General features: G+C 68.4%; 20 protein-coding genes. 16 read left to right on the top strand and 4 right to left on the bottom strand.

Going from position 1 to position 19,279, the window contains the following annotated elements:
• Nucleotides 1-217: 217 nt before the first annotated feature.
• Nucleotides 218-532, bottom strand: coding sequence for a hypothetical protein (locus QQK25_RS19365; RefSeq protein WP_284189425.1), 315 nt, complete (start codon nt 530-532; stop codon nt 218-220).
• Nucleotides 533-648: 116 nt separating this feature from the next.
• Between QQK25_RS19365 and QQK25_RS19360 the strand changes: the two genes are divergently transcribed.
• The 8 genes from QQK25_RS19360 to QQK25_RS19325 all read left to right on the top strand — a co-directional run bounded on the left by QQK25_RS19360 (nt 649) and on the right by QQK25_RS19325 (nt 7,396).
• Entirely contained in the window at nt 649-1,773 is a 1,125-nt protein-coding gene (locus QQK25_RS19360; RefSeq protein ID WP_284189424.1) for a D-alanyl-D-alanine carboxypeptidase family protein, read from the top strand.
• A 138-nt stretch (nt 1,774-1,911) separates the two neighbouring features.
• Nucleotides 1,912-2,181, top strand: coding sequence for a YbeD family protein (locus QQK25_RS19355; RefSeq protein WP_153162826.1), 270 nt, complete (start codon nt 1,912-1,914; stop codon nt 2,179-2,181).
• Nucleotides 2,178-2,795: a lipoyl(octanoyl) transferase LipB gene (gene lipB / locus QQK25_RS19350; protein ID WP_284189423.1), complete on the top strand. Its 618-nt coding sequence runs from the start codon at nt 2,178-2,180 to the stop codon at nt 2,793-2,795. Before QQK25_RS19355 ends, lipB begins: the two co-directional genes overlap by 4 nt.
• Nucleotides 2,796-2,813: 18 nt before the next feature.
• The gene (lipA, locus tag QQK25_RS19345; protein WP_153162828.1) at nt 2,814-3,761 is read left to right on the top strand and encodes a lipoyl synthase; all 948 of its coding nucleotides are present in this window, start codon (nt 2,814-2,816) and stop codon (nt 3,759-3,761) included.
• Nucleotides 3,762-3,882: 121 nt separating this feature from the next.
• Complete coding sequence (locus tag QQK25_RS19340) at nt 3,883-4,269, top strand: HIT family protein (RefSeq protein WP_284189422.1); 387 nt, start codon at nt 3,883-3,885, stop codon at nt 4,267-4,269.
• On the top strand, nt 4,269-5,225 hold the full coding sequence (locus tag QQK25_RS19335) for an HNH endonuclease (protein ID WP_284189421.1): 957 nt from the start codon (nt 4,269-4,271) through the stop codon (nt 5,223-5,225). The genes QQK25_RS19340 and QQK25_RS19335 overlap by 1 nt, the downstream gene beginning before the upstream one ends.
• A gap of 189 nt (nt 5,226-5,414) precedes the next feature.
• Nucleotides 5,415-5,960 carry a glutathione peroxidase gene (locus tag QQK25_RS19330; RefSeq protein WP_284189420.1) on the top strand — a complete coding sequence of 182 codons (546 nt, stop codon included), beginning with the start codon at nt 5,415-5,417 and terminating at the stop codon, nt 5,958-5,960.
• A 203-nt stretch (nt 5,961-6,163) separates the two neighbouring features.
• Complete coding sequence (locus QQK25_RS19325) at nt 6,164-7,396, top strand: SpoIIE family protein phosphatase (RefSeq protein ID WP_284189419.1); 1,233 nt, start codon at nt 6,164-6,166, stop codon at nt 7,394-7,396.
• Nucleotides 7,397-7,473: 77 nt separating this feature from the next.
• On the opposite strand, the gene QQK25_RS19320 is transcribed toward QQK25_RS19325, so the two are convergent.
• On the bottom strand, nt 7,474-8,328 hold the full coding sequence (locus QQK25_RS19320; RefSeq protein WP_284189418.1) for a TorF family putative porin: 855 nt from the start codon (nt 8,326-8,328) through the stop codon (nt 7,474-7,476).
• Between the two features lie 176 nt (nt 8,329-8,504).
• Here QQK25_RS19320 and QQK25_RS19315 point away from each other — a divergent pair, with 176 nt between their 5' ends.
• From QQK25_RS19315 to QQK25_RS19280, 8 genes are all read left to right on the top strand, one after another.
• On the top strand, nt 8,505-10,193 hold the full coding sequence (locus QQK25_RS19315; protein WP_153162832.1) for an APC family permease: 1,689 nt from the start codon (nt 8,505-8,507) through the stop codon (nt 10,191-10,193).
• Nucleotides 10,194-10,206: 13 nt separating this feature from the next.
• The gene (locus tag QQK25_RS19310) at nt 10,207-10,791 is read left to right on the top strand and encodes a dimethylamine monooxygenase subunit DmmA family protein (protein ID WP_284189417.1); all 585 of its coding nucleotides are present in this window, start codon (nt 10,207-10,209) and stop codon (nt 10,789-10,791) included.
• On the top strand, nt 10,788-11,738 hold the full coding sequence (locus QQK25_RS19305; RefSeq protein ID WP_284189416.1) for a PDR/VanB family oxidoreductase: 951 nt from the start codon (nt 10,788-10,790) through the stop codon (nt 11,736-11,738). The genes QQK25_RS19310 and QQK25_RS19305 overlap by 4 nt, the downstream gene beginning before the upstream one ends.
• Nucleotides 11,739-11,758: 20 nt before the next feature.
• Nucleotides 11,759-12,835, top strand: coding sequence for a heme-dependent oxidative N-demethylase family protein (locus tag QQK25_RS19300; protein ID WP_284189415.1), 1,077 nt, complete (start codon nt 11,759-11,761; stop codon nt 12,833-12,835).
• A 52-nt stretch (nt 12,836-12,887) separates the two neighbouring features.
• Complete coding sequence (locus tag QQK25_RS19295) at nt 12,888-14,270, top strand: acyl-CoA dehydrogenase family protein (protein ID WP_284189414.1); 1,383 nt, start codon at nt 12,888-12,890, stop codon at nt 14,268-14,270.
• 59 nt (nt 14,271-14,329) lie between these two features.
• The gene (locus QQK25_RS19290; protein ID WP_284189413.1) at nt 14,330-14,869 is read left to right on the top strand and encodes a flavin reductase family protein; all 540 of its coding nucleotides are present in this window, start codon (nt 14,330-14,332) and stop codon (nt 14,867-14,869) included.
• The gene (locus QQK25_RS19285) at nt 14,866-16,776 is read left to right on the top strand and encodes a DUF1989 domain-containing protein (protein ID WP_284189412.1); all 1,911 of its coding nucleotides are present in this window, start codon (nt 14,866-14,868) and stop codon (nt 16,774-16,776) included. The genes QQK25_RS19290 and QQK25_RS19285 overlap by 4 nt, the downstream gene beginning before the upstream one ends.
• 146 nt (nt 16,777-16,922) lie before the next feature.
• Complete coding sequence (locus QQK25_RS19280; RefSeq protein ID WP_284189411.1) at nt 16,923-17,378, top strand: hypothetical protein; 456 nt, start codon at nt 16,923-16,925, stop codon at nt 17,376-17,378.
• 31 nt (nt 17,379-17,409) lie between these two features.
• On the opposite strand, the gene QQK25_RS19275 is transcribed toward QQK25_RS19280, so the two are convergent.
• Together QQK25_RS19275 and QQK25_RS19270 are read right to left on the bottom strand one after the other, a co-directional pair.
• Nucleotides 17,410-17,949, bottom strand: coding sequence for a DUF3455 domain-containing protein (locus QQK25_RS19275; RefSeq protein WP_284189410.1), 540 nt, complete (start codon nt 17,947-17,949; stop codon nt 17,410-17,412).
• Nucleotides 17,950-18,135: 186 nt separating this feature from the next.
• Nucleotides 18,136-19,279 (bottom strand): sensor domain-containing diguanylate cyclase (locus tag QQK25_RS19270; protein WP_284189409.1); only part of this gene is annotated, 1,144 nt, incomplete at its 5' end.

The raw sequence follows: 19,279 nt of genomic DNA, 5'->3' as shown, positions 1-19,279 counted from the left end.
CGCCGGCGCCCGGGCAGGCGCGGGCGCAGCCGCAGGGGCCCGGCCGGCAGGCGCCGACAGGGCCGGAACTGCCGTCGCCAAAAGGGCAACGGCCAGAACGGATTTGGAGAACATGTTGATCCTTCAGCGCATGCTAAGCCGCTGGTATCGATTCACGGAGGACGCGGAAGGGCACGGCCAGAGACCGCCGGCTCCTCCCGGAGCAGACAGGCAGAACTCAGGCTTGCCTGGGCGGCGGCGGCGTGGGGCGGGGAAGGAGCGAGCGGAAGGGTGGCGAAGCCTCCACCGGACGGCTTTCGACCAGCGCCGGGGAAACCAGCGTGAAACCGCTGATGAAGGCGGGGCAGTCGAGCGGTTCATCCACCCCGGGATCCTGGGTGAAGGCGGGATTGCCCTGCTCGCTGATCTGCTCCACCAGCTCGGACGCCGAATCGAAGGCTTCCGAAGCCGTGGCCGCACCCGCCCATGCCAGCACGAGGCCAGCCAGGGCAAAGGAAAGCAGGCGAAAGAGGACCAGATGAACAGTGTGCATCGCAACATTCAAGACCGGACAGTCTACCGGGAGTTCCCGCCGAAACCGAAAATTCCGCGGCAAACGTGACTAACGGCGCGTCTATAATCGCACCTTTTCCGCTTTTGCCCCTCGCCATGCTGCAACGCATCATCCTGCTTCTGCTGGTTCTCCCGACTCTCGCCTTCGCCCAGCTTACGCCGCCCCCGGTGGCCGCCAAGGCGTGGCTGCTGCTCGACGTGGGCTCCGGCCAGATCCTCACCACCGAGAAGCCCGACCAGCGCATCGAGCCGGCGTCGCTGACCAAGCTGATGACCGCCTACCTCACCTTTGCGGCCATCAAGAACAAGACCCTGGCCCTCGACCAGACCATCCCGGTCTCCGAGAAGGCCTGGAAGGTGCCCGGCTCCAAGATGTTCATCGAGCCCCTCAAGCCGGTGACGGTGGATGAGCTGATCCACGGCATGATCATCCAGTCGGGCAACGACGCCTGCGTGGCGCTGGCCGAAGCCATCGCCGGCTCCGAAGAAGCCTTCGCCCAGCTGATGAACAAGGAAGCCGCGCGTCTGGGCATGAAGAACACCCACTTCGAAAATTCCACCGGCCTGCCGCATCCGTCGCACCTCACCACCGTGCGCGACCTGTCGATCCTGGCCGCCGCGATCATCCGCGACTTCCCCGAGTTCTACCCGATCTACTCGATCAAGGAATACGCCTACAACAAGATCAAGCAGCCCAACCGCAACCGCCTGCTGTTCATCGATCCGACCGTCGACGGCGTCAAGACCGGCCACACCGACAGCGCCGGCTACTGCCTGATCGCCTCGGCCAAGCGCAACGACCGTCGTCTGCTGTCGGTGGTCGTCGGCACCACCAGCGACAGCGTGCGCGCCCAGGAAAGCCAGAAGCTCCTCAACTGGGGCTACCTGGCCTACGACACCGTGAAGGTGTACGGCGCCAATCAGGCGGTCAATGAGTTCCGCGTCTGGAAGGGCAGCGAGAACACCGTCAAGGCCGGCTTCCTGAACGACTTCGTGCTGTCCCTGCCCAAGGGCGACGCCGCCAAGCTCAAGGCCAACGTGATCAGCCAGCAGCCGCTGATGGCGCCACTGGCCAAGGGCCAGCCCGTCGGCACCCTGCAGCTCTCCCTCGACGGCAAGCCGGTGGGCGAATACCCCATCGTCGCCCTCGACGAAGTGCCCCAGGCCGGCTGGTTCGGCCGCATGTGGGACGCCATCCGGCTGTGGTTCAAGAACCTCTGAGCCAGCGCTGAACAGGGCCGGGATTCATCCCGGCCTTGAACTTTCCGCCCCTCGCACCCATCTTGAGAGCATCCGGTGTCCGCGGATACGCTCTCAACGCCCCTCACGCCTCCCTTTCACGCCTCCGTTATCCAGGCCATGACTGAAGAACGCCAGACCCTGCTCGAGTTTCCCTGCGAGTTCCCGATCAAGATCATGGGCGCGCGGGTCGATCACTTCGCCCAGACGGTGCTGGAGGTCGTGCTCCGCCACGCCCCCGATTTCGAGCCCGGCTCGATGCAGATGCGCCCCTCCTCCAAGGGCAACTACCTGGCGATCACCTGCACCCTCAACGCCACCTCGCAGCTGCAGCTCGACAACCTGTACCGCGAGCTGTCGTCCCACCCGATGGTGAAGGTCGTCCTGTGATCGTCCGCCGCCTCGGTCTCGCCCCGTATGAGCCCACCTGGCGGGCGATGCAGGAATTCACCGCCACCCGCGACGACGCCACCCCCGACGAGCTGTGGCTGGTGCAGCACCCGCCGGTGTATACCCTCGGCCAGGCCGGCAAGCCCGAGCACCTGATCCACGCCACCGAGATTCCGCTGGTCAAGATCGACCGGGGCGGCCAGATCACCTACCACGGCCCCGGCCAGGTGGTCGGCTACCTGCTGCTCGACCTGCACCGCCGCCAGCTCAAGGTACGCGAGATGGTCAGCCTGCTCGAACAGGCCATCATCGACTGCATCGCCGACTACGGCCTCGACGCCCGCCGCAAGGAAGGCGCGCCCGGCGTCTACATCGACGGCGCCAAGATCGCCGCCCTCGGCCTGCGGGTGAAGAACGGCTGCTCCTACCACGGTCTGTCCCTCAACGTCGATATGGACTTGACACCATTTACCTGGATCAATCCCTGCGGCTATAGTGGGCTCAAGACCATACAACTCAAAGACTTCGGCGTCACCGAAGCGCCCGACACCGTAGCCGAGCGGCTGCTCGGCCATCTGCGGCGGCATTTCCCCGACGTCGCACCCACCGCCTGACCAAAGGACGCAGCCCCCATGGAATCCGAGAGCCGCAAACAGCGCGGCGCCGAAAAGACCGCCCGCATCCCGATCAAGATCGTCCCGGCCGAACGCCTGAAGAAGCCGGAGTGGATCCGCATCAAGCTCGGCGCCGGTGCCGAAGTAGAGCGTTTCAACGAGATCAAGGACACCCTGCGCGAGCACAAGCTCCACACCGTGTGCGAGGAAGCCTCCTGCCCCAACATCCACGAATGCTTCGGCAAGGGTACGGCCACCTTCATGATCATGGGTGACATCTGCACCCGCCGCTGCCCGTTCTGCGACGTGGGCCACGGCCGCCCCGAGCCGCTCAACGCCAACGAGCCGGCCGATCTGGCCAAGACCATCGCCGCGATGCGCCTCAACTACGTGGTGATCACCAGCGTCGACCGGGACGACCTGCGCGACGGCGGCGCCCAGCACTTCGTCGAGTGCATCCGCTCGACCCGCGAAGCCAGCCCCAAGACCAGCATCGAAGTGCTCGTGCCGGATTTCCGCGGCCGCATGGAGATCGCCCTCGACATCTTCGACCAGGCCCCGCCGGACGTGATGAACCACAACCTCGAGACCGTGCCGCGCCTCTACAAGCAGGCCCGCCCGGGTGCGGATTACGCCTACTCGCTGGAGCTCCTCAAGCAGTTCAAGGCGCGTCACCCGGATGTGAGCACCAAGTCCGGCCTGATGGTCGGCCTCGGCGAAACCGACGACGAGATCCTCGAAGTGATGCGCGACATGCGCGCCCACAACGTGGACATGCTCACCATCGGCCAGTACCTCCAACCCTCCGGCGGCCACCTGCCGGTGCTGCGTTACGTCCATCCCGACACCTTCAAGATGTTCGAGACCGAAGCGCTCAAGATGGGCTTCAAGAACGCCGCCTGCGGCCCCATGGTCCGCTCCAGCTACTGGGCCGACCAGCAGGCCCACGGGGCGGGCGTGGTGTAAGCCGCTTAGCCGATCGACCCGGACAGAAAACGCCTCGCGATTCCTGCGAGGCGTTTTCGTTTTTGCGGCATGTCAGGTGGCGTGGCAAGAACTCAGGCATGGATCGTCGTAAGATCACGGCATGAACGACGCAAGCTGCCCTTTCTGCCATCTGCCTTCCGGGCGCATCGTGCTCTCTGGTGCCGAAGCCTTCGTGGTCCGCGATGGCTATCCCGTCTCCGCCGGTCACAGCCTGGTGATCCCGCGGCGACATATCGGCTCCTTCTTCGATCTGACGGCGGCGGAACGTGACTGCATGTTCGAACTGCTCGCACAGGCAAAGGCGGAGCTCTATGAAACCTGCCGGCCTGACGGTTTCAATATTGGCATCAACGACGGCGCAGTTGCAGGGCAGACGGTTCCCCATCTCCATCTGCACCTGATCCCCCGCTATGCGGGCGACGCCGATGATCCACGCGGCGGCGTGCGCTGGGTGCTTCCGGCCAAGGCGAAATACTGGGCCGGGTAATGAGCCTCACCGCCTACGTCGACCAGTTTCGGCGCATCAGGGTGAATGTGGCCCATGGCCGGGCCAGCCCGCACAAGATCTGCATGTTACTGGCGGTGCTCGACATGGCCCGAGGCGGCGCCCTGACTCAGAACCGGATCGCCTACGCCCCCCCGCTGCTCGAACGCTATGCCCTGTATTTCAGGGCAGTCCGGGCCGACGGCGACCACCCCAATCCCTACTTTCCGTTCTTCCACCTGGCAGGCCACCTGCGCGGCGGTGGAGAGAGCTTCTGGCACCTCCAGCCCAAGCCTGGCCGGGAAGCCGTGCTCGACAACATGGGTACGGTGCGGACATCTAAACAGGTAACGGACAACATCGACCATGCCCGCCTCAACCCAGCGCTTTTCGAGTTACTGCAGGACGAGGCTGCGGTTGACGTCCTGAGCAGCGTCCTCGCCGAGACGTGGTTCCAACGGGGCCTGCAGGATCTCGACGCCGTGGTGGCGCGTACCCGGGAGATCAACCGCTACGAATACGCGCTCCGTACCCCGGATCGCTCCGCGCCCATTGCCGCAGAAGTGCCGCCGGGCTATGTGCGCGACCCGGCTTTCCGGCGGGTCGTCACCGAGATCTACGACTTTCGCTGCGCCGCGACCGGCCTGCGGCTCGTGCTACCCGACGGAGCCGCGATGGTCGAGGCCGCGCACATCCACCCCTTCAGCGAGGCGGGTGACGACGATCCGCGTAACGGACTTGCCCTGACACCGGACATGCACTGGGCGCTCGATCGCTTCCTCATCGCGCCGGACACCAATTTCCGCTGGCGCGTGAGCCCCAGCCTCGATCGACGCATTCCCGATTACCGGGGACTGACCGAGCTGGAGGGCAAGCCGCTCTTCCTCCCTCGCGAGGCGCGGATGTATCCGAAGCAGGAGGCGATCGAGTGGAGATTGTCCCGGCTGGGTTGCTCCTGACTCTCGGGATCAAGGCCAACCCGGGTTGCCCTCATGGGCTATGATCCCCCACGCGGCACGCTCGGGTACCCCGCGATGGGCAACCGGAACGAATCGTTCCCCCGGCACCTCAAATCCGCGCGACACGAAATTCATCCATGAGCGGCCAACCCAGGCCGCCACCCACATACCAACCCCAGGAGACTCCCCATGACCCAATCCCTCTACGACATCCCCCTCACCAAGATCGACGGCACCCCCGCGACCCTCGCCGAGCACGCCGGCAAGGTGCTGCTGGTGGTCAACGTGGCCTCCAAGTGCGGCCTCACCAAGCAGTACGAAGGGCTGGAGGCGCTGCATGAGCGCTTTGCCGACAAGGGTTTCACCGTGCTGGGCTTTCCGGCCAACGACTTTGCCGGGCAGGAGCCGGGCACCGACGCCGAGATCGCCAGCTTCTGCACCGCCAACTTCGGCGTGCAGTTTCCGATGTACAGCAAGCTCGTCGCCACCGGGGCGGACAAGCACCCGCTGTACGCGACGCTGACCTCCGCCAAGCCCGAAACTGAAGACCGCGCCGGCATGGAAGAGATGCTGCGCGGCTACAAGATCGAGCCGACCGCCGCGCCCGAAGTGGTGTGGAATTTCGAGAAGTTCCTGATCGGCCGTGACGGCACCATCCTGCGCCGCTTCGCGCCGGACACCGCCCCCGATGCCGACAAGCTGGTGGCCGCCATCGAGGCCGCCATCGCCGCCTGACCCTCCGGCCGGCGGCGCCCGCTGCCGGCCAGTCCGCCTCCGGGGATGGGCCCACCGCCCCGGGGCGCCCCTTGCGGTCGGCCGCGCCCTGCCTGCGCCGCGCCGAAACCGCAAATCATCGTCAAAGATTGCCGCCGCCGGCCGTTAACGCCGGGGACGTGTCCCCGTGGCACACCGTCCGCCCATTCCGCCGGAGACCCGCGATGCCGACCATCCACGCGCCTGCCGCTGCCAGCCCCACCACGCAGCCCAACCCGACGAACTTCGCCATCACCCTGATGGAGCATCTGGTGGTGCCCACCTTCGTCCTCGACGCGGATCAGCGGGTGCTCATCTGGAACCGCGCCTGCGAACGCCTCACCGGCATCCCGGCCCACGAAGTCATCGGCACCCGCGATCACTGGCGGGCCTTCTACGACACCCCGCGCCCCTGCCTCGCCGACCTGCTGGCCCGCAACGACTGGTCGCTGATCGACAAGCTCTACACCACCCACGACGAGCCCGACACGCCGGCCCACGGCGTGCACGCCGAAAACTGGTGCACCATGCCGCGCCGGGGCAAGCACCTTTATCTGGTGGTCGATGCCGGCCCGGTGTTCGACGACGCCGGCAAGCTCATCGCGGTGGTCGAAACCCTGCGCGACAACACCGAGAGCAAGCTCACCCAGATCAAGGTGGCCGAGCAGGCCAGCCTGCTCCAGCACCACTACGACGAGCACGAGCGCGAGGCCAGGATGGCCCGCCGCATCCTCGACCACCAGATCCGCACCGACCTCATCCGCCAAGCCGGCATCCACTACACAGTGATGCCCGCCACCAACTTCTCGGGCGACCTGATCCTCGCCGCCCGCTCGCCGGACGGCCGGCTCCACGCCCTGCTGGCCGACGCCACCGGCCACGGCCTGGCCGCCGCGGTGAGCGTGCTGCCGGTGGTGCAGGAGTTCTACCGCCTGGTGGAGCAGAACGAGCCCCTCTCCGGCATCGTCGACGCCATCAACTTCGTGCTCGCCAACTCGCTGCCGGCGGGGCGCTTCGTGGCCGCTGCGTTCGTCAGCCTCGACGAGCAGGCGCGGGAAGGCGAAGCCTGGGTCGGCGGCATCCCCGGGGTGCAGATGATCGACGACAGCGGCCGCATCGTGCGTCGCTTCGAATCCCGCAACCTGCCCCTGGGCGTCACCCGCGAAGCCGACGGCATCAAGACCTTCGAGCGCTTCAGCTGGGCCGAGCCCGCCCGGCTGGTGATGCTCTCCGACGGCGTCGTCGAAGCCACCGCCCCCGACGGCGAAGCCTTCGGCGAGGCCCGCCTCGCCCACAGCCTCGCCAGCCCCCGCAGCGAAGACCTGATCGCCCGCCTGCGCGCCGCCCTCACCGCCCACCTCGCCGGCACCCCGGCCCACGACGACATCTCGATCCTGGTGATCGACTGCCCGGCATAAGCCACTGGCGCCATAACGACAAAAGGCGGCACCCGCACCCGGGGCCGCCTTTTTGCTTTTCTGCCTGACGCGCGGGATCAGAACGTGCGATTGACCGACGCGATCCAGGTGCCTGCGCCCATGTCCTTGGTGGTTCCGTTGCCGGCGACGCTGGGGTAGTTCTTCCAGTAGTCGGTGCCGACGGTGGTGGTGTAGGCGAGGCCCAGCACCCAGCCGCCGTCCATGGTCTTGGTCACGCCGGCCTTGTAGTCGGAGTAGCTGAGGCCGGTGGAGTGGGTGATGGTCTGGCGGCCGGCGTGGAGGGTGCCCGTCCACGTGGGCAGGAATTCGTAGGTGACGTTGGCCTCGATGTACCACGAGCCCGAGGTGTCGCTGCCCGTCACCCCCGCGCCGGGCTTGCCGGGGAAGGCGCCGAAGCCTGCGTTGTTGTCGTTGAAGCCGAAGTAGCCCACGTCGGTCATGGCCCGCGAGTACTTCACGTTGAGCCACTTCCAGGTGCCCGAAAGGTAGAGCTCGGTGGAGTTGTAGCGCTTGCTGGCGTAGCTGCCGGCGGGGGTGATCTTGTCGTAGTTGGCCCCCGGGAAGAGGAACTGCAGCACGCCCACGTCGTAGCTGAAGTCATCCACCGCGCCCCGGTAGCCGCCGTACAGATCCACCTCGATGTTGGCGTTGGCGTACAGGTTGCCGCTGGTGTTGGAGAGCCAGGCGCCGGCGTAGAAGCCGCTCTCGTGGGCGTAGTCGATGCCGCCCTGCAGTGCCGGGTTGCCCCAGGTCTGACGGATGCCGCGGAAGACGTACTCCGACACGATGCCGACGTTGCTGGTGAGCGCCGGGGCGGGGGCCGGCGCGTCTTCGGCGAAGGCCGGCGCGGCAAGTGCCGGCAGGCCCAGCAAAAGGGCAAGGCGCAGGGCTTTCGGGGTCGTGGTTTTCATGGTCATGCCTCTGTCGGTGTTGGGGTGATGCCATTCCACGCCCGCGCGCGGAGATCCTCAATTCCCCCTCAGACCTACTCCCAAAGTCGAATTGTTCAGTGCACCAACGAAGCCGAGAGTGCAGCCGTATCGCATTGATTGCGGTGTGACTTTTCCGACCTTCGAGGAGTACGCAGATGAACACGACGACAGTGGATGCCGTATCAGGCGGCATCGAGAGTGGCGGCGCGACGCTCCACCGCCGGATAGGCTGGGCCGGCGCCTTCTGGGTGGCCAGCGGCGTGCCGGCGCTGGTGCTTTTCTCCATCGGCTCCATCGCCGCCACGGTGGGCAAGCCGTCGTGGGCGGTGTGGATCATCTCCATCGCCTTCGGCTTCCTGCAGTCCTTCACCTACGCCGAGATCGCCGGGCTGTTCCCCCACAAGTCGGGCGGCGCCTCGGTGTATGGAGCGGTGGCCTGGGTGCGCTACAGCAAGATGCTGGCGCCCCTCTCGGTGTGGTGCAACTGGCTGGCGTGGTCGCCGGTGCTGGCGATCGGCTCGGGGCTGGCGGCGGGCTACATCCTGTCGATCCTGTTCGCGCCGGACGCCGCCATCAACACCTGGCAGATCACCCTGATGGACCTCGGCTTCATCAAGGGCGGCCTCGCGCTGCGGGTGAACGCCACCTTCGTGGTGGGCGCCGCGGTGCTGCTGGCGGCCTTCGCGATCCAGCACCGGGGCATCCTGCAGGCGGCGCGCATGCAGATGGTGCTGGGCGTCGCCGCCCTTGCGCCGCTGATGCTGATCGGCCTGTGGCCGCTGGTTTCCGGTGACGTGCCGGGCGCCAACCTGGCGCCGCTCTACCCCCTCGCCAAGGACGCCGGCGGAGCGGTGATCGACGGCGCCTGGGACATGGCCGGCTTCACCCTGATCGCCGGGGGGCTGTTCATGGCGGCGTGGTCCACCTACGGCTTCGAAACGGCGGTGTGCTACACCCGCGAGTTCCGCAACCCGCGCACCGACACCTTCAAGGCCATCCTGTACTCGGGCCTCTTGTGCATCTTCGTGTTCACCGTGGTGCCACTCGCCTTCCAGGGCAGCCTGGGCCTCGGCCAGCTGGTCACCCCGGCGGTGCTGGACGCTGCCGGCAACGTGGTCACCCCGGCGGTGTACGACGGCATCCTGTCGCCGGACATCTACAGCGGCATGGGCGTCGCCCAGGCCATGGCCCACATGCTGGGCGGCGGCCCGCTGGTCGAGCACGTGCTGATGGCCATGCTGGTGCTGGCCCTGGTGCTGTCGATCATGACCTCCATGGCCGGCTCGTCCCGCACCCTCTACCAGGCCTCGGTGGACGGCTGGCTGCCCAAGTACCTCTCCAACGTCAATGGCAACGGCGCCCCCACCGCCGCGATGTGGACCGACCTGGGCTTCAACCTGCTCCTGCTGCTGATGTCCGACTACGTGTTCGTGCTGGCCATCTCCAACGTCTGCTACATCCTCTTCAACTTCCTCAACCTCAACGCCGCCTGGATCCACCGCATCGACCGCCCGCGCTGGCCGCGCCCCTACCGTGCCCCCACCTGGCTGATCGCCGTGGGCACCGTGCTGGCCTTCGTCAATCTGGCGCTGATGGGCATGGGCGCCGACATCTGGGGCGCCGGCACCCTGGCCACCGGCCTGCTGGCGGCGGCGCTGATCCTGCCGGTGTTCTTCTACCGCCACTACATCGTCGATAAGGGACAGTTTCCGGCGGCGATGCTCGAAGACATGCACCTGGGCAGCGAGTCGGGCGTCGGCACCCGCGCCGGCATCCTCCCCTGGCTCACCCTGGTCGGTGGCGCGGCGGTGATCGCCATCGCCCACGCCGTGGCGGTGATCTAAGGAGGCCGCCGCCATGATGATCTCCGACATCAAGAGCCGCCCGGTCTACCGCGACCTGGCCCCCGAGCCCACCGCCAGCGGCCACCTGCTGGTGGTCGAGGGCGAGACCCTCACCCCCGCCACCCTCGCCGCCTTCGCCAGCGCCTTCGGGCCGGTGGCGCCCCGGCTCCACACCTGGCTCGTGGGCGGCCCGCAGGACGTGGGCACCCACCCGGGCCGGCTGTGGCGGCTGGGCAGCCTGGCCGACGTGGAGGACAGCCTCTCCTGCGCCAGCCGCGGTTTCGGCATCGGCGACCGCCTGTACGTGAGCGGCACCGAGCCCTTCCTGTGGCGCGTGGCCGAGGTCGCCGGCCACGTGGGCTTCGCCAGCGGGCAGATCCAGCTCCACCACGCCGGCAGCCTGCGCCGCCGGGTGTGGTGCACCCACTGCCACGCCTTCACCGACGACGTGACCACCCACATCGCCGACTGCGCCGGCTGCGGCCGCCACCTGCTGGTGCGCGACCACTTCTCGCGCCGCCTGGGCGCCTTCATGGGCGTGATGGTGGATGCCGAGGCGCCCGGCCAGGTGCCCGCCCGCGAGGAGGTCTTCGCATGATCGGCGACACCCTCCAGCTGCGCGTGGATGCGGCCACCGCCATCGCCCCCACCCTGCGCCACCTGCGCCTGGTGGCGGCGGACGGCGGCAAGCTGCCCCCGGCCTCGGCCGGCGCCCACGTGCAGCTCAGCCTGCCGGCGCCGGAGCGCACCCACCGCAACGCCTACTCGCTGGTCAGCCGCCCCGGCGCCCGCGACGCCTACGAGATCATCGTGCGGCGGGTCGAACAATCCCGAGGCGGCTCGGCCTTCATCCACGATCAACTGGCGGTGGGCGACACCGTCGAGGCCGCGTGGCCGGGCAACCTTTTCCCCCCGGTGCGCACCGCCCGTCACCAGCTGATGGTCGCCGGCGGCATCGGCGTCACGCCCTTTCTGTCGTATCTGGCCGAGTTCGGCTTGAGCGGCGCGTCCCACGCGCTGCATGTGTGCTGCCGCCCGGACGAGCGTGAGGCGTTCGCCCCGTGGCTGCCGGAGGGAGCCAAGGTGGACTTCCACTGGAACGCCGACGGCCACCGCCTCGACATCCCCGCCCTCCTCACCACCCAGCAGGCCGGCACCCACCTCTACGTGTGCGGCCCGGCCGCCATGAACGACGCGGTGATCGCCGCCGCCCGCGACGCCGGCTGGCCCGACAGCCATGTGCATTGCGAGCACTTCGGCACCGCGCTCTCTGGTGGCGCCGCCTTCCGCGCCTTCCTCGCCCGCTCCGGCATCGAGGTGAGCGTGGGCGAGGACGAGAGCCTGCTCGAAGCCATCGAACGCGCCGGCGTGGCCGCCCCCTGCCTGTGCCGCGGTGGCGCCTGCGGCGTGTGCGCCACGCCGCTGCTCGAAGGCGACGCCGAGCACCGCGACCACTTCCTGTCCCCCACCGAGCGCGAAAGCGGCCGCCTGATCATGCCCTGCGTGTCGCGGGCGCGCTCGGGACGGCTCGTGCTGGACCTGTGACCCTGCCCCGGAGACCCATCATGACCCTCGCCTTCAAGCCCGACGAAACCTTCCGCGGCGACTACACCTACCGCAACAGCGACGCCGCCATCCTGCGTTTCCCCTTCCCCTTCCCGGAAGACCGCTACATGTACAGCGTCAACATCGAGCCGCACGTCCGCAGCGGCCCGACCGACGTGTTCCGCCGCCCCTTCGACGTGGATGAGCACTACATCGCCGAATGCCGCGACAAGGCCATCACGCTGGAGCGCGACCCCAGCCGCTGCCAGGCCCTGCCCCACATGATGCTGGCCCAGTGGGACACCCTCGAGCTGCTGATGGAAAGCCTCGCCGCCGACTACCCGACCCACTTCGCCCTCATCAAGGAAGGCGACGACTTCGGCAGCCGGTGGACGTGGATCAACCGCCCGCTGGGCATCGAGCAGAGCTTCATCTTCGGCAACCCCGACACCCTGCCCTGCGAGCCCTTCGAGTACATCACCCGCCAGGCCCAGGGCGACTTCGCCATCTGCGACCAGCGCGACAACAACCTCTACATGGACGCCGGGATGGTCACCTCCCAGGCCGACTGGTCGCTGGCGTTCGACGTGGGCATGAGCTTCATGGAGTGGCACGGCCCGGTGCCGCTGGCCCACCAGGCCGGCGTCTTCGAGCGGGCCCTCAAGTTTCTGCTGATGCTGCGCCTGGGCCAGCCCATGCGCCGCCTCAACTGGACGATGACCATCAACCCGCGCCTCGACACCTCGCCCGAGAGCTACCCCGAGTGGGGCCCGGACCGCGCCAGCCTCACCCCGGACAACATCGGCCGCAAGCTGCACCTGCGCGTCGAGCTGCAAACGCTGTGGCGGCTGCCCCGCAGCAACGCGATCCTCTTCCCGATCCGCTGCTACCTCGCCTCCCTCGACGAGCTGGCCCGCGTGCCCAAGTGGGGCGCCCGCCTGCACCGGGTGCTCTCCACGCTGCCGCCGGAGCTCGTCGACTACAAGGGCCTAACCCGCTTCCTGCCCACCGCGCTGGACTGGCTCGCCGCCCACGACGACGGCCGCGAGCTGCCCATCGGCATCGAGCCGGGCATCAGCACCCTCGCCCGCCCCTGACGGGCCGCCCCCCGGATTTCCCCCTCTTCAAACTGACAAAAGGACTACCGCCATGAACGCCCCCACCCAGATCACCCCCACCGGCATCGGCGCGGAATGGAGCCCCCAGTGGCTGCTCACCCCCGAGCAGCGCGCCCTGCAGGCCGACCTGATCGCCCTGTGCGAAACCACCCTGCGCCCCAACGCCATCGAGAGCGACAAGAAGTACATCTACCCGCGCAAGAACTTCGAGGCGCTGGCCTCGATGGGCCTCCTGAGCCTCACCATCCCCAAGGAACTCGGCGGCCGCGGTGAGAGCCACGTGTGCGCCGCGATGGTGGTCGAGACCATCGCCCGCTACGGCTGCCCCTCCACCGCCATGTGCTACACCATGCACCTGGGTGCCTGCGCCGCCGCGCTGCTCCGCCACCACGACAACGAACGCCTGAAGGACATCCTGCGCCGCGTGGATGCAGACGTGCTGATCGGCACCCTGTCCTACTCCGACCCGGAGACCGGCTCCCACTTCTGGTACCCCATGTCGTCCCGCGCCGAGCGCACCGACAACGGCTGGAAGGTCTTCAAGAAGGCCTCGTGGACCACCTCCGGCGGCTTTGCCGACTGGTACATCATCCAGACCACCTCGCCGGATTTTGGCGGCGACTACTCCAACCTGTCCTGCTTCCTCGTCACCAAGGACCAGATCCACGCCGACCCGGCCAACTGGGACGGCCTCGGCATGCGCGGCAACCAGTCCGGCCCGATCTCGGTGGACGGCGTCGACATCGCCCCGGACGCGCTGGTCGGCCCCATCGGCGACGGCGCCAAGTCCAACGACGAGGTGGTCGATCCGTTCTTCCTGGTGTGCTCCTCGGCCTGCTGGAACGGCATCTGCCTCGCCGCCATGGACATCACCAAGAACCACACCACCCGCAAAGTGCACAACGACGTGGGCATGCGCGTGGCCGACTACCCGACCATCCAGGACTACGTGGGCGAGTGCCTGATCGACACCAACGCCAGCCGCAGCTACGTGTATCTCGCCGCCAAGGCGCTGGACGACCTGACCGACGGTTGCGACTGGTCCGCCCACGCGACGATCGACCACCTGCCGCGCACCCAGATCCTCAACTGGCTGTGGCAGGTCAAGTTCTTCGCCTCCAAGAACGTCACCTTCGTGGTGGACAAGATGCTCCACGCCTGCGGCGGCACTGGCTACAAGCCCGCCCTGGGCATCGAGCGCCTGCTGCGCGACGGCAAGGCCGGCTGGGTGATGGGCCCCACCAACGAGGTGCTGCGCCAGTTCGTCGGCAAGGCCGCGCTGCTCGGCTTCGAGGTGCTGGATTACTGGAACCAGTCGGTCAACCAGCGCGTCCTCAACAACGAGCTCAAGAAGATGAGCAAGGACGAAAAAGCCGCCTTCGCCAGCAAGCTGCTGGCCGAAGCCCAGGCCTGATGCCGCCCGGGCCGTCCGCCGGGCGGCCCGCCCCTCCGCCCAGCCAAACCGGAGCCACCATGACCACCGCCCTCTGCCCCGACGCGCCCACCGAGAACCTGCTCAGCGCGCCCTTCGACGCCCGCCTGTTCCGCCGGGTGCTGGGACTCTTCCCGACCGGCGTCACCATCGTCACCACCTGGGATGCCGACGGCCGCCCGGTTGGCGCCACCGTCAGCTCCTTCAACTCGGTGTCCCTCACGCCGCCGCTGGTGCTGTTCAGCCTGGCCTGCGAGAGCGCCGCCTGCGAGGTGTTTTCGGGCGGCGGGCCGCTGGCGATCCACGTGCTGGGCCACGAGCAGGAAGCCCTCTCCAACCGCTTCGCCCGGGGCGGCGCCGAGAAGTGGGCCGACCTCGTGTACGGCACCGGCGAGCTGGGCAGCCCGCTGCTCGAAGGCGCCCTCGCCACCTTCGAATGCGTGCCCTACGCCCGCTACCCCGGCGGCGACCACACCATCTTCGTGTGCGAGGTGCGCGGCCTGCGCTTCCGCGACGGCGAACCGCTGGTCTTCAGCGGCGGCCGCTACCGCAGCCTGGCGAGCCAGGAGGCCTTTGCATGAACGACCCCACCCCGCTTTCCGCCCTCGACCCCGAGGCCGGCCCCGACCCCTTTCTGCTCGACGCCGACGCCCCGCCGCCGGCCCCGCAGGCCTTCCCCGAGCCGCTGGAAGTGATCCGCGTCACCGCCGCCAGCGCCCGGGCCTTCACCGTCAAGGCCGGTCAGTGCATCCAGGTCATTGACGTGGACGGCAAGCAGTGCTCCGACCTCCTCGCCTTCGACGCCGCAGCCTTGGCCGCCGGCGAGGAATGGGGCCTCGACCCCACCGTCACCCGCACCCTCGCCGGCGCGGCGTACCCGCAGCCGGGCCTGCACGCCAAATACTTCGACGCGCGCATGCAGCCGCTCCTCGAAACCGTGCAGGACACCGTCGGCCGCCACGACGCCTTTGCCCTCGCCTGCACTGCCAAGTATTACGAGGATGCCGGTTTTCCCGGCCACCCCAACTGCAGCGACAACTTCTCGGCCGCGCTGGCGCCCTTCGGCATCAAGCCCCGGGCCGGCTGGCCGGCGATCAACTTCTTCTACAACACCTTCATCCAGCCCTGCGGCAGCCTGGGCTTTGCCGAACCGTGGTCCAGGCCCGGCGACTACGTGCTGCTGCGCGCCCTGAAGGATCTGGTGGTGGCCGTGTCGTCCTGCGCCGACGACATCGACCCCGCCAACGCCTGGCAGCCCACCGACATCGAGGTGCGCATCTATGACGCCGCCCATCACTTCCCCCGAGCCATGGCCCATCGCATGACGCCCGACGCCCCCGCCCGCCTGACCCGCCCGAGCGCCTTCGCGCCGGTCACCGAAACCCTCACCCGCGACTTCATCGACTACAAGGGCTTCTGGCTGCCGCGCAGCTTCGTGGGCCACGGCACCCTGGCCGAGTACTGGGCCTGCCGCGAGAAGGTGGCGGTGATGGATCTCTCCGCCCTGCGCAAGTTCGACGTGACCGGCCCCGACGCCGAGGCCCTGCTGCAAAAGGTGCAGACCCGCGACATGCGCAAGCTCGCCATCGGGCAGGTGATCTACACCGCCGTGTGCCACGCCCACGGCGGCATGATGGACGACGGCACGGTGTTCCGCCTCGGCCGCGACGTGTTCCGCTTCGTCTGCGGCGAAGACACCACCGGCCTGTGGCTGAAGGAGCAGGCCGCCGCCGGCGGCTTCGACGTGCGCATCCGCGACGCCACCGACGCCCTGCACAACCTCGCCGTGCAGGGCCCGAAGAGCCGCGAGCTGCTGGCCAAGATTTTGTGGACCGCCCCGATTCAGCCGGCCATCGGCGAGCTGGGCTGGTTCCGCTTCACCGCCGCGCGCCTCGGCGGCCCCACCGACATCCCGCTGGTCGTGTCGCGCACCGGCTACACCGGCGAGCTGGGCTTCGAGCTGTGGTGCGCCCCCAAGGACGGCCCGGCCGTGTGGCAGGCGGTGATGGAGGCCGGCGCGCCGCTGGGCATCGTGCCGCTGGGCTTCGACGCGCTGGACATGCTGCGCATCGAAGCCGGCCTCGCCTTCGCCGGCCACGAGTTCTGCGACCAGACCGACCCCTTCGAGGCCGGCATCAGCTTCACCGTGGCGCTCTCCAAGCCCGACGACTTCATCGGCAAGGCCGCGCTCGAAGAACGCAAGGCCCACCCGCGCCGCAAACTGGTCGGCCTCGCCATCGCCAGCAACGAGCCGGCCGCCCACGGCGACGGGCTGTACGTAGGCCGCGCCAAGGTCGGCGAGATCACCAGCACGGTGCGCTCCCCCGTCCTCGACGCCCAGATCGCCCTGGCGCGGGTGGACGTGGCGTATTCCGCCATCGACACCGCGCTGCAGGTCGGCCAGCTCGACGGCCACCGCAAGAGGCTGGACGCAACCGTGGTCGCCTTCCCCCACTACGACCCGACCAAGTCGCGCGTGCGGGCCTGACACGCACCTGAGCCGGGCGGCGCGGTGGCGACCGACGCCGCCCGCCACGGGGCGCCTCCGGCACGCCAGGACAACTTCACGTCCATCAAGGACCGGCCCCGCGCAGCAGGCTATAAGTACACCGCCTGCCACTCGGGATTCCTGGAATGAACACCCCCACTCAAACCCTGCGCGTCGTGTTTGCTGCCAGCGCGCTCGCCAGCTCGGTCATCCTGACGCTCTTCGTGCGGGGCCGGGCCGAATGGACAACCGCGTTCTGGCTGCAGATTGCCGGCGCGTCCGTGGCCCTGTGTGCGCTGATCTGTCTCGTGGCGTTCCGCAGGGGCGGCCTGCACCTGGCGGCGGTGCCCCTGTGGGACTTCATCCGCGTGTTCCTGCGTCAGCTCGCGATCGTCTATATCGCGCTGGGCATCGCCACCACGGCGATTGCGCTGGCGATCATCTACGCCATCACCCGGTCGGGGCCGAACGCGCTGGCCCTGGCGGTCCTTGCCGGGTTGTGGCTGTCCCTGTGGCTGGCGCCCGGCATGGCGGCGCTGACCACCTGGCGCAGGCTGCGCAGCGCAACGGTCGGCGACATCGGGCTGCCCGCAAAGCCATGAAGCGCGGCAGCCACGCCCGGGCGGGAGACGATCAGCGCGCTTTCCAGAAGATGTAGTCGGCCTGGTAGGTCACTGTTTCGCGCTTGCCGCGGGTTGCGGGGCTGCACTCTGAGGCCGGTGCCACACCGCCCTTCAAGGCAACGCGCTGGATGTGGGTGACACCGGTGAGGGCGCCCTGGCCCATCGCAGGGTTGGCCTTGACGAGCTGATAGGGCAGGTTGCCGGCCCCCGCGGGCGCCACGGCCAGCTGGGTGCCGGTCAGCCGCGAGCCGTCGCTGGCCTCCCAGGTGGCCGGGGGGCCGTAGTAGCTGCCCACCACCTTGCCGGCGCGGTCCTTGAGCACCGCCTTGGGGCCGACGAAGACCCATTCTGTCTGCCCGCTGACACCGGCCTTGTCCCGGCATTCGTAGGTGATGTCGCCGCTGCCGACGGTCTCCCAGGCCACCGCGTGGCCGGCGGGCACCCGGATGCTGTCGGGGAGGCCGTCCTGACTGTAGGCGCCGCTCATGGGGGTGGTGGAGCAGGCGCCGAGGGCAAGGGCGGAAGCAAGGGTGACGATGGCGGTTTTCATGATCGTTTCTCCGTGGGTTGGGGGCTGCGGTGAGCCTTTTGCGGGCAACGCGCAAGGCGCTGCTGTAGTCACTACTCACGGCGGAGCGATCTGGATGCAGATATCTGAAAATATTTTTCTGGCGATGCCCCCCCCGACCCACTGGCCCGGTTCTTTTGCGCTGAATTCTCGCCAGCGGGGCGCCCCTCACGCAGCCCTCAGCGCTTCGGCCAGCAGGGCCGAAGCATCGGTGCAGGTGGAAGGCGCGGGCGCAAGGCCGATGCGGGCCTGCAGCTTGATGGCGTGCCCATCGATGCGCAGGGGGCGATCCACAAGGCCGGCAAGGGCCGCAGCCAGATCGCCCACGCCACCTGACGCCGCCGACCCCGCCCAGGCCAGCGTCGCCGGCCGGAAATCGGTGATCAGCACCGCAAAGCCGTTGCCGTGGCGGGTTGCGCCGTTGCAGTCGCCGTGCACCACGCGCAGGCGCTTGCCCGTCTCAACCATCACCCGCTCGGCCATCGCCGGGCCGTAGCTGGTGGCGAGCGACTCCAGCGCGTCGATCTCCAGGTGGATCAGCGCGAAGGGGTAGCCGGCAATGGCCGAGTGGGCCACCACGTGCTGCAGGCGGTCGAGGAACAGGCTGAAGCTGAGCAGACCCGTCGCGTTGTCGAAGAACAGCCGGCGGCGGGATTCCTCCTGGGCCTCGTGCCTGCTGCTCACGTCGGTGATGAAGCCCTCCAGCCCGAGGAACTCGCCGCGGCTCGAATGGATGCCGCGCCCCTGCTCCCACACCCAGCGGATCTGGCCGTCGCGGTCGATGATGCGGTAGCTCAGCTCGTAGCGCTCGCGCCGGGCAAGGCGCATCTGCACGTAGTTCCACACGAAATCCCGGTCTTCCGGGTGGATCAGCTCGGCAAAGCTCGCCGACTGGTTGTCCACCAGCTCCAGCGGCGTGTAGCCGGTCAGCTCGAAGCAGCCTTCGCTCACGAATTCCATCGTCCAGTGCTTGTCGTTCTGGCCCCGGTAGATCATGCCCGGCAGGTTGTCGAGCATGGTGTGCAGGCTGCGCCGCTGGGCGCGCAGGGCTTCCTCGCCGCGCCGGCGCTGGTCGATGTCCAGCAGCAGGCCGACGATGCCACCGTCGCCGTCGGCCCAGGCGCGCAGCTCGACCCAGCGCGGCATGCCGCCGCGGGTGGTGACGAGGCGCACCTCCAGGCACAGGCTGTCGCGCCCGCCGGCCTGCAGGCGGCGCAGGCCCTTGGTAAGCGCCGTGCGGTCTTCCAGATGAAAATGCGGCAGAAACGGCGCGAACTGGCAGTCGGCCAGGCTGCGCCCGGTGCTGCGCGCC

It is taken from the genome of Zoogloea oryzae, from assembly GCF_030161255.1.
Classification (GTDB): Bacteria; Pseudomonadota; Gammaproteobacteria; order Burkholderiales; family Rhodocyclaceae; genus Zoogloea; species Zoogloea oryzae.
Note: the sequence above shows the minus strand (reverse complement) of the source record. Positions and strands in the feature narration are given on the sequence as shown.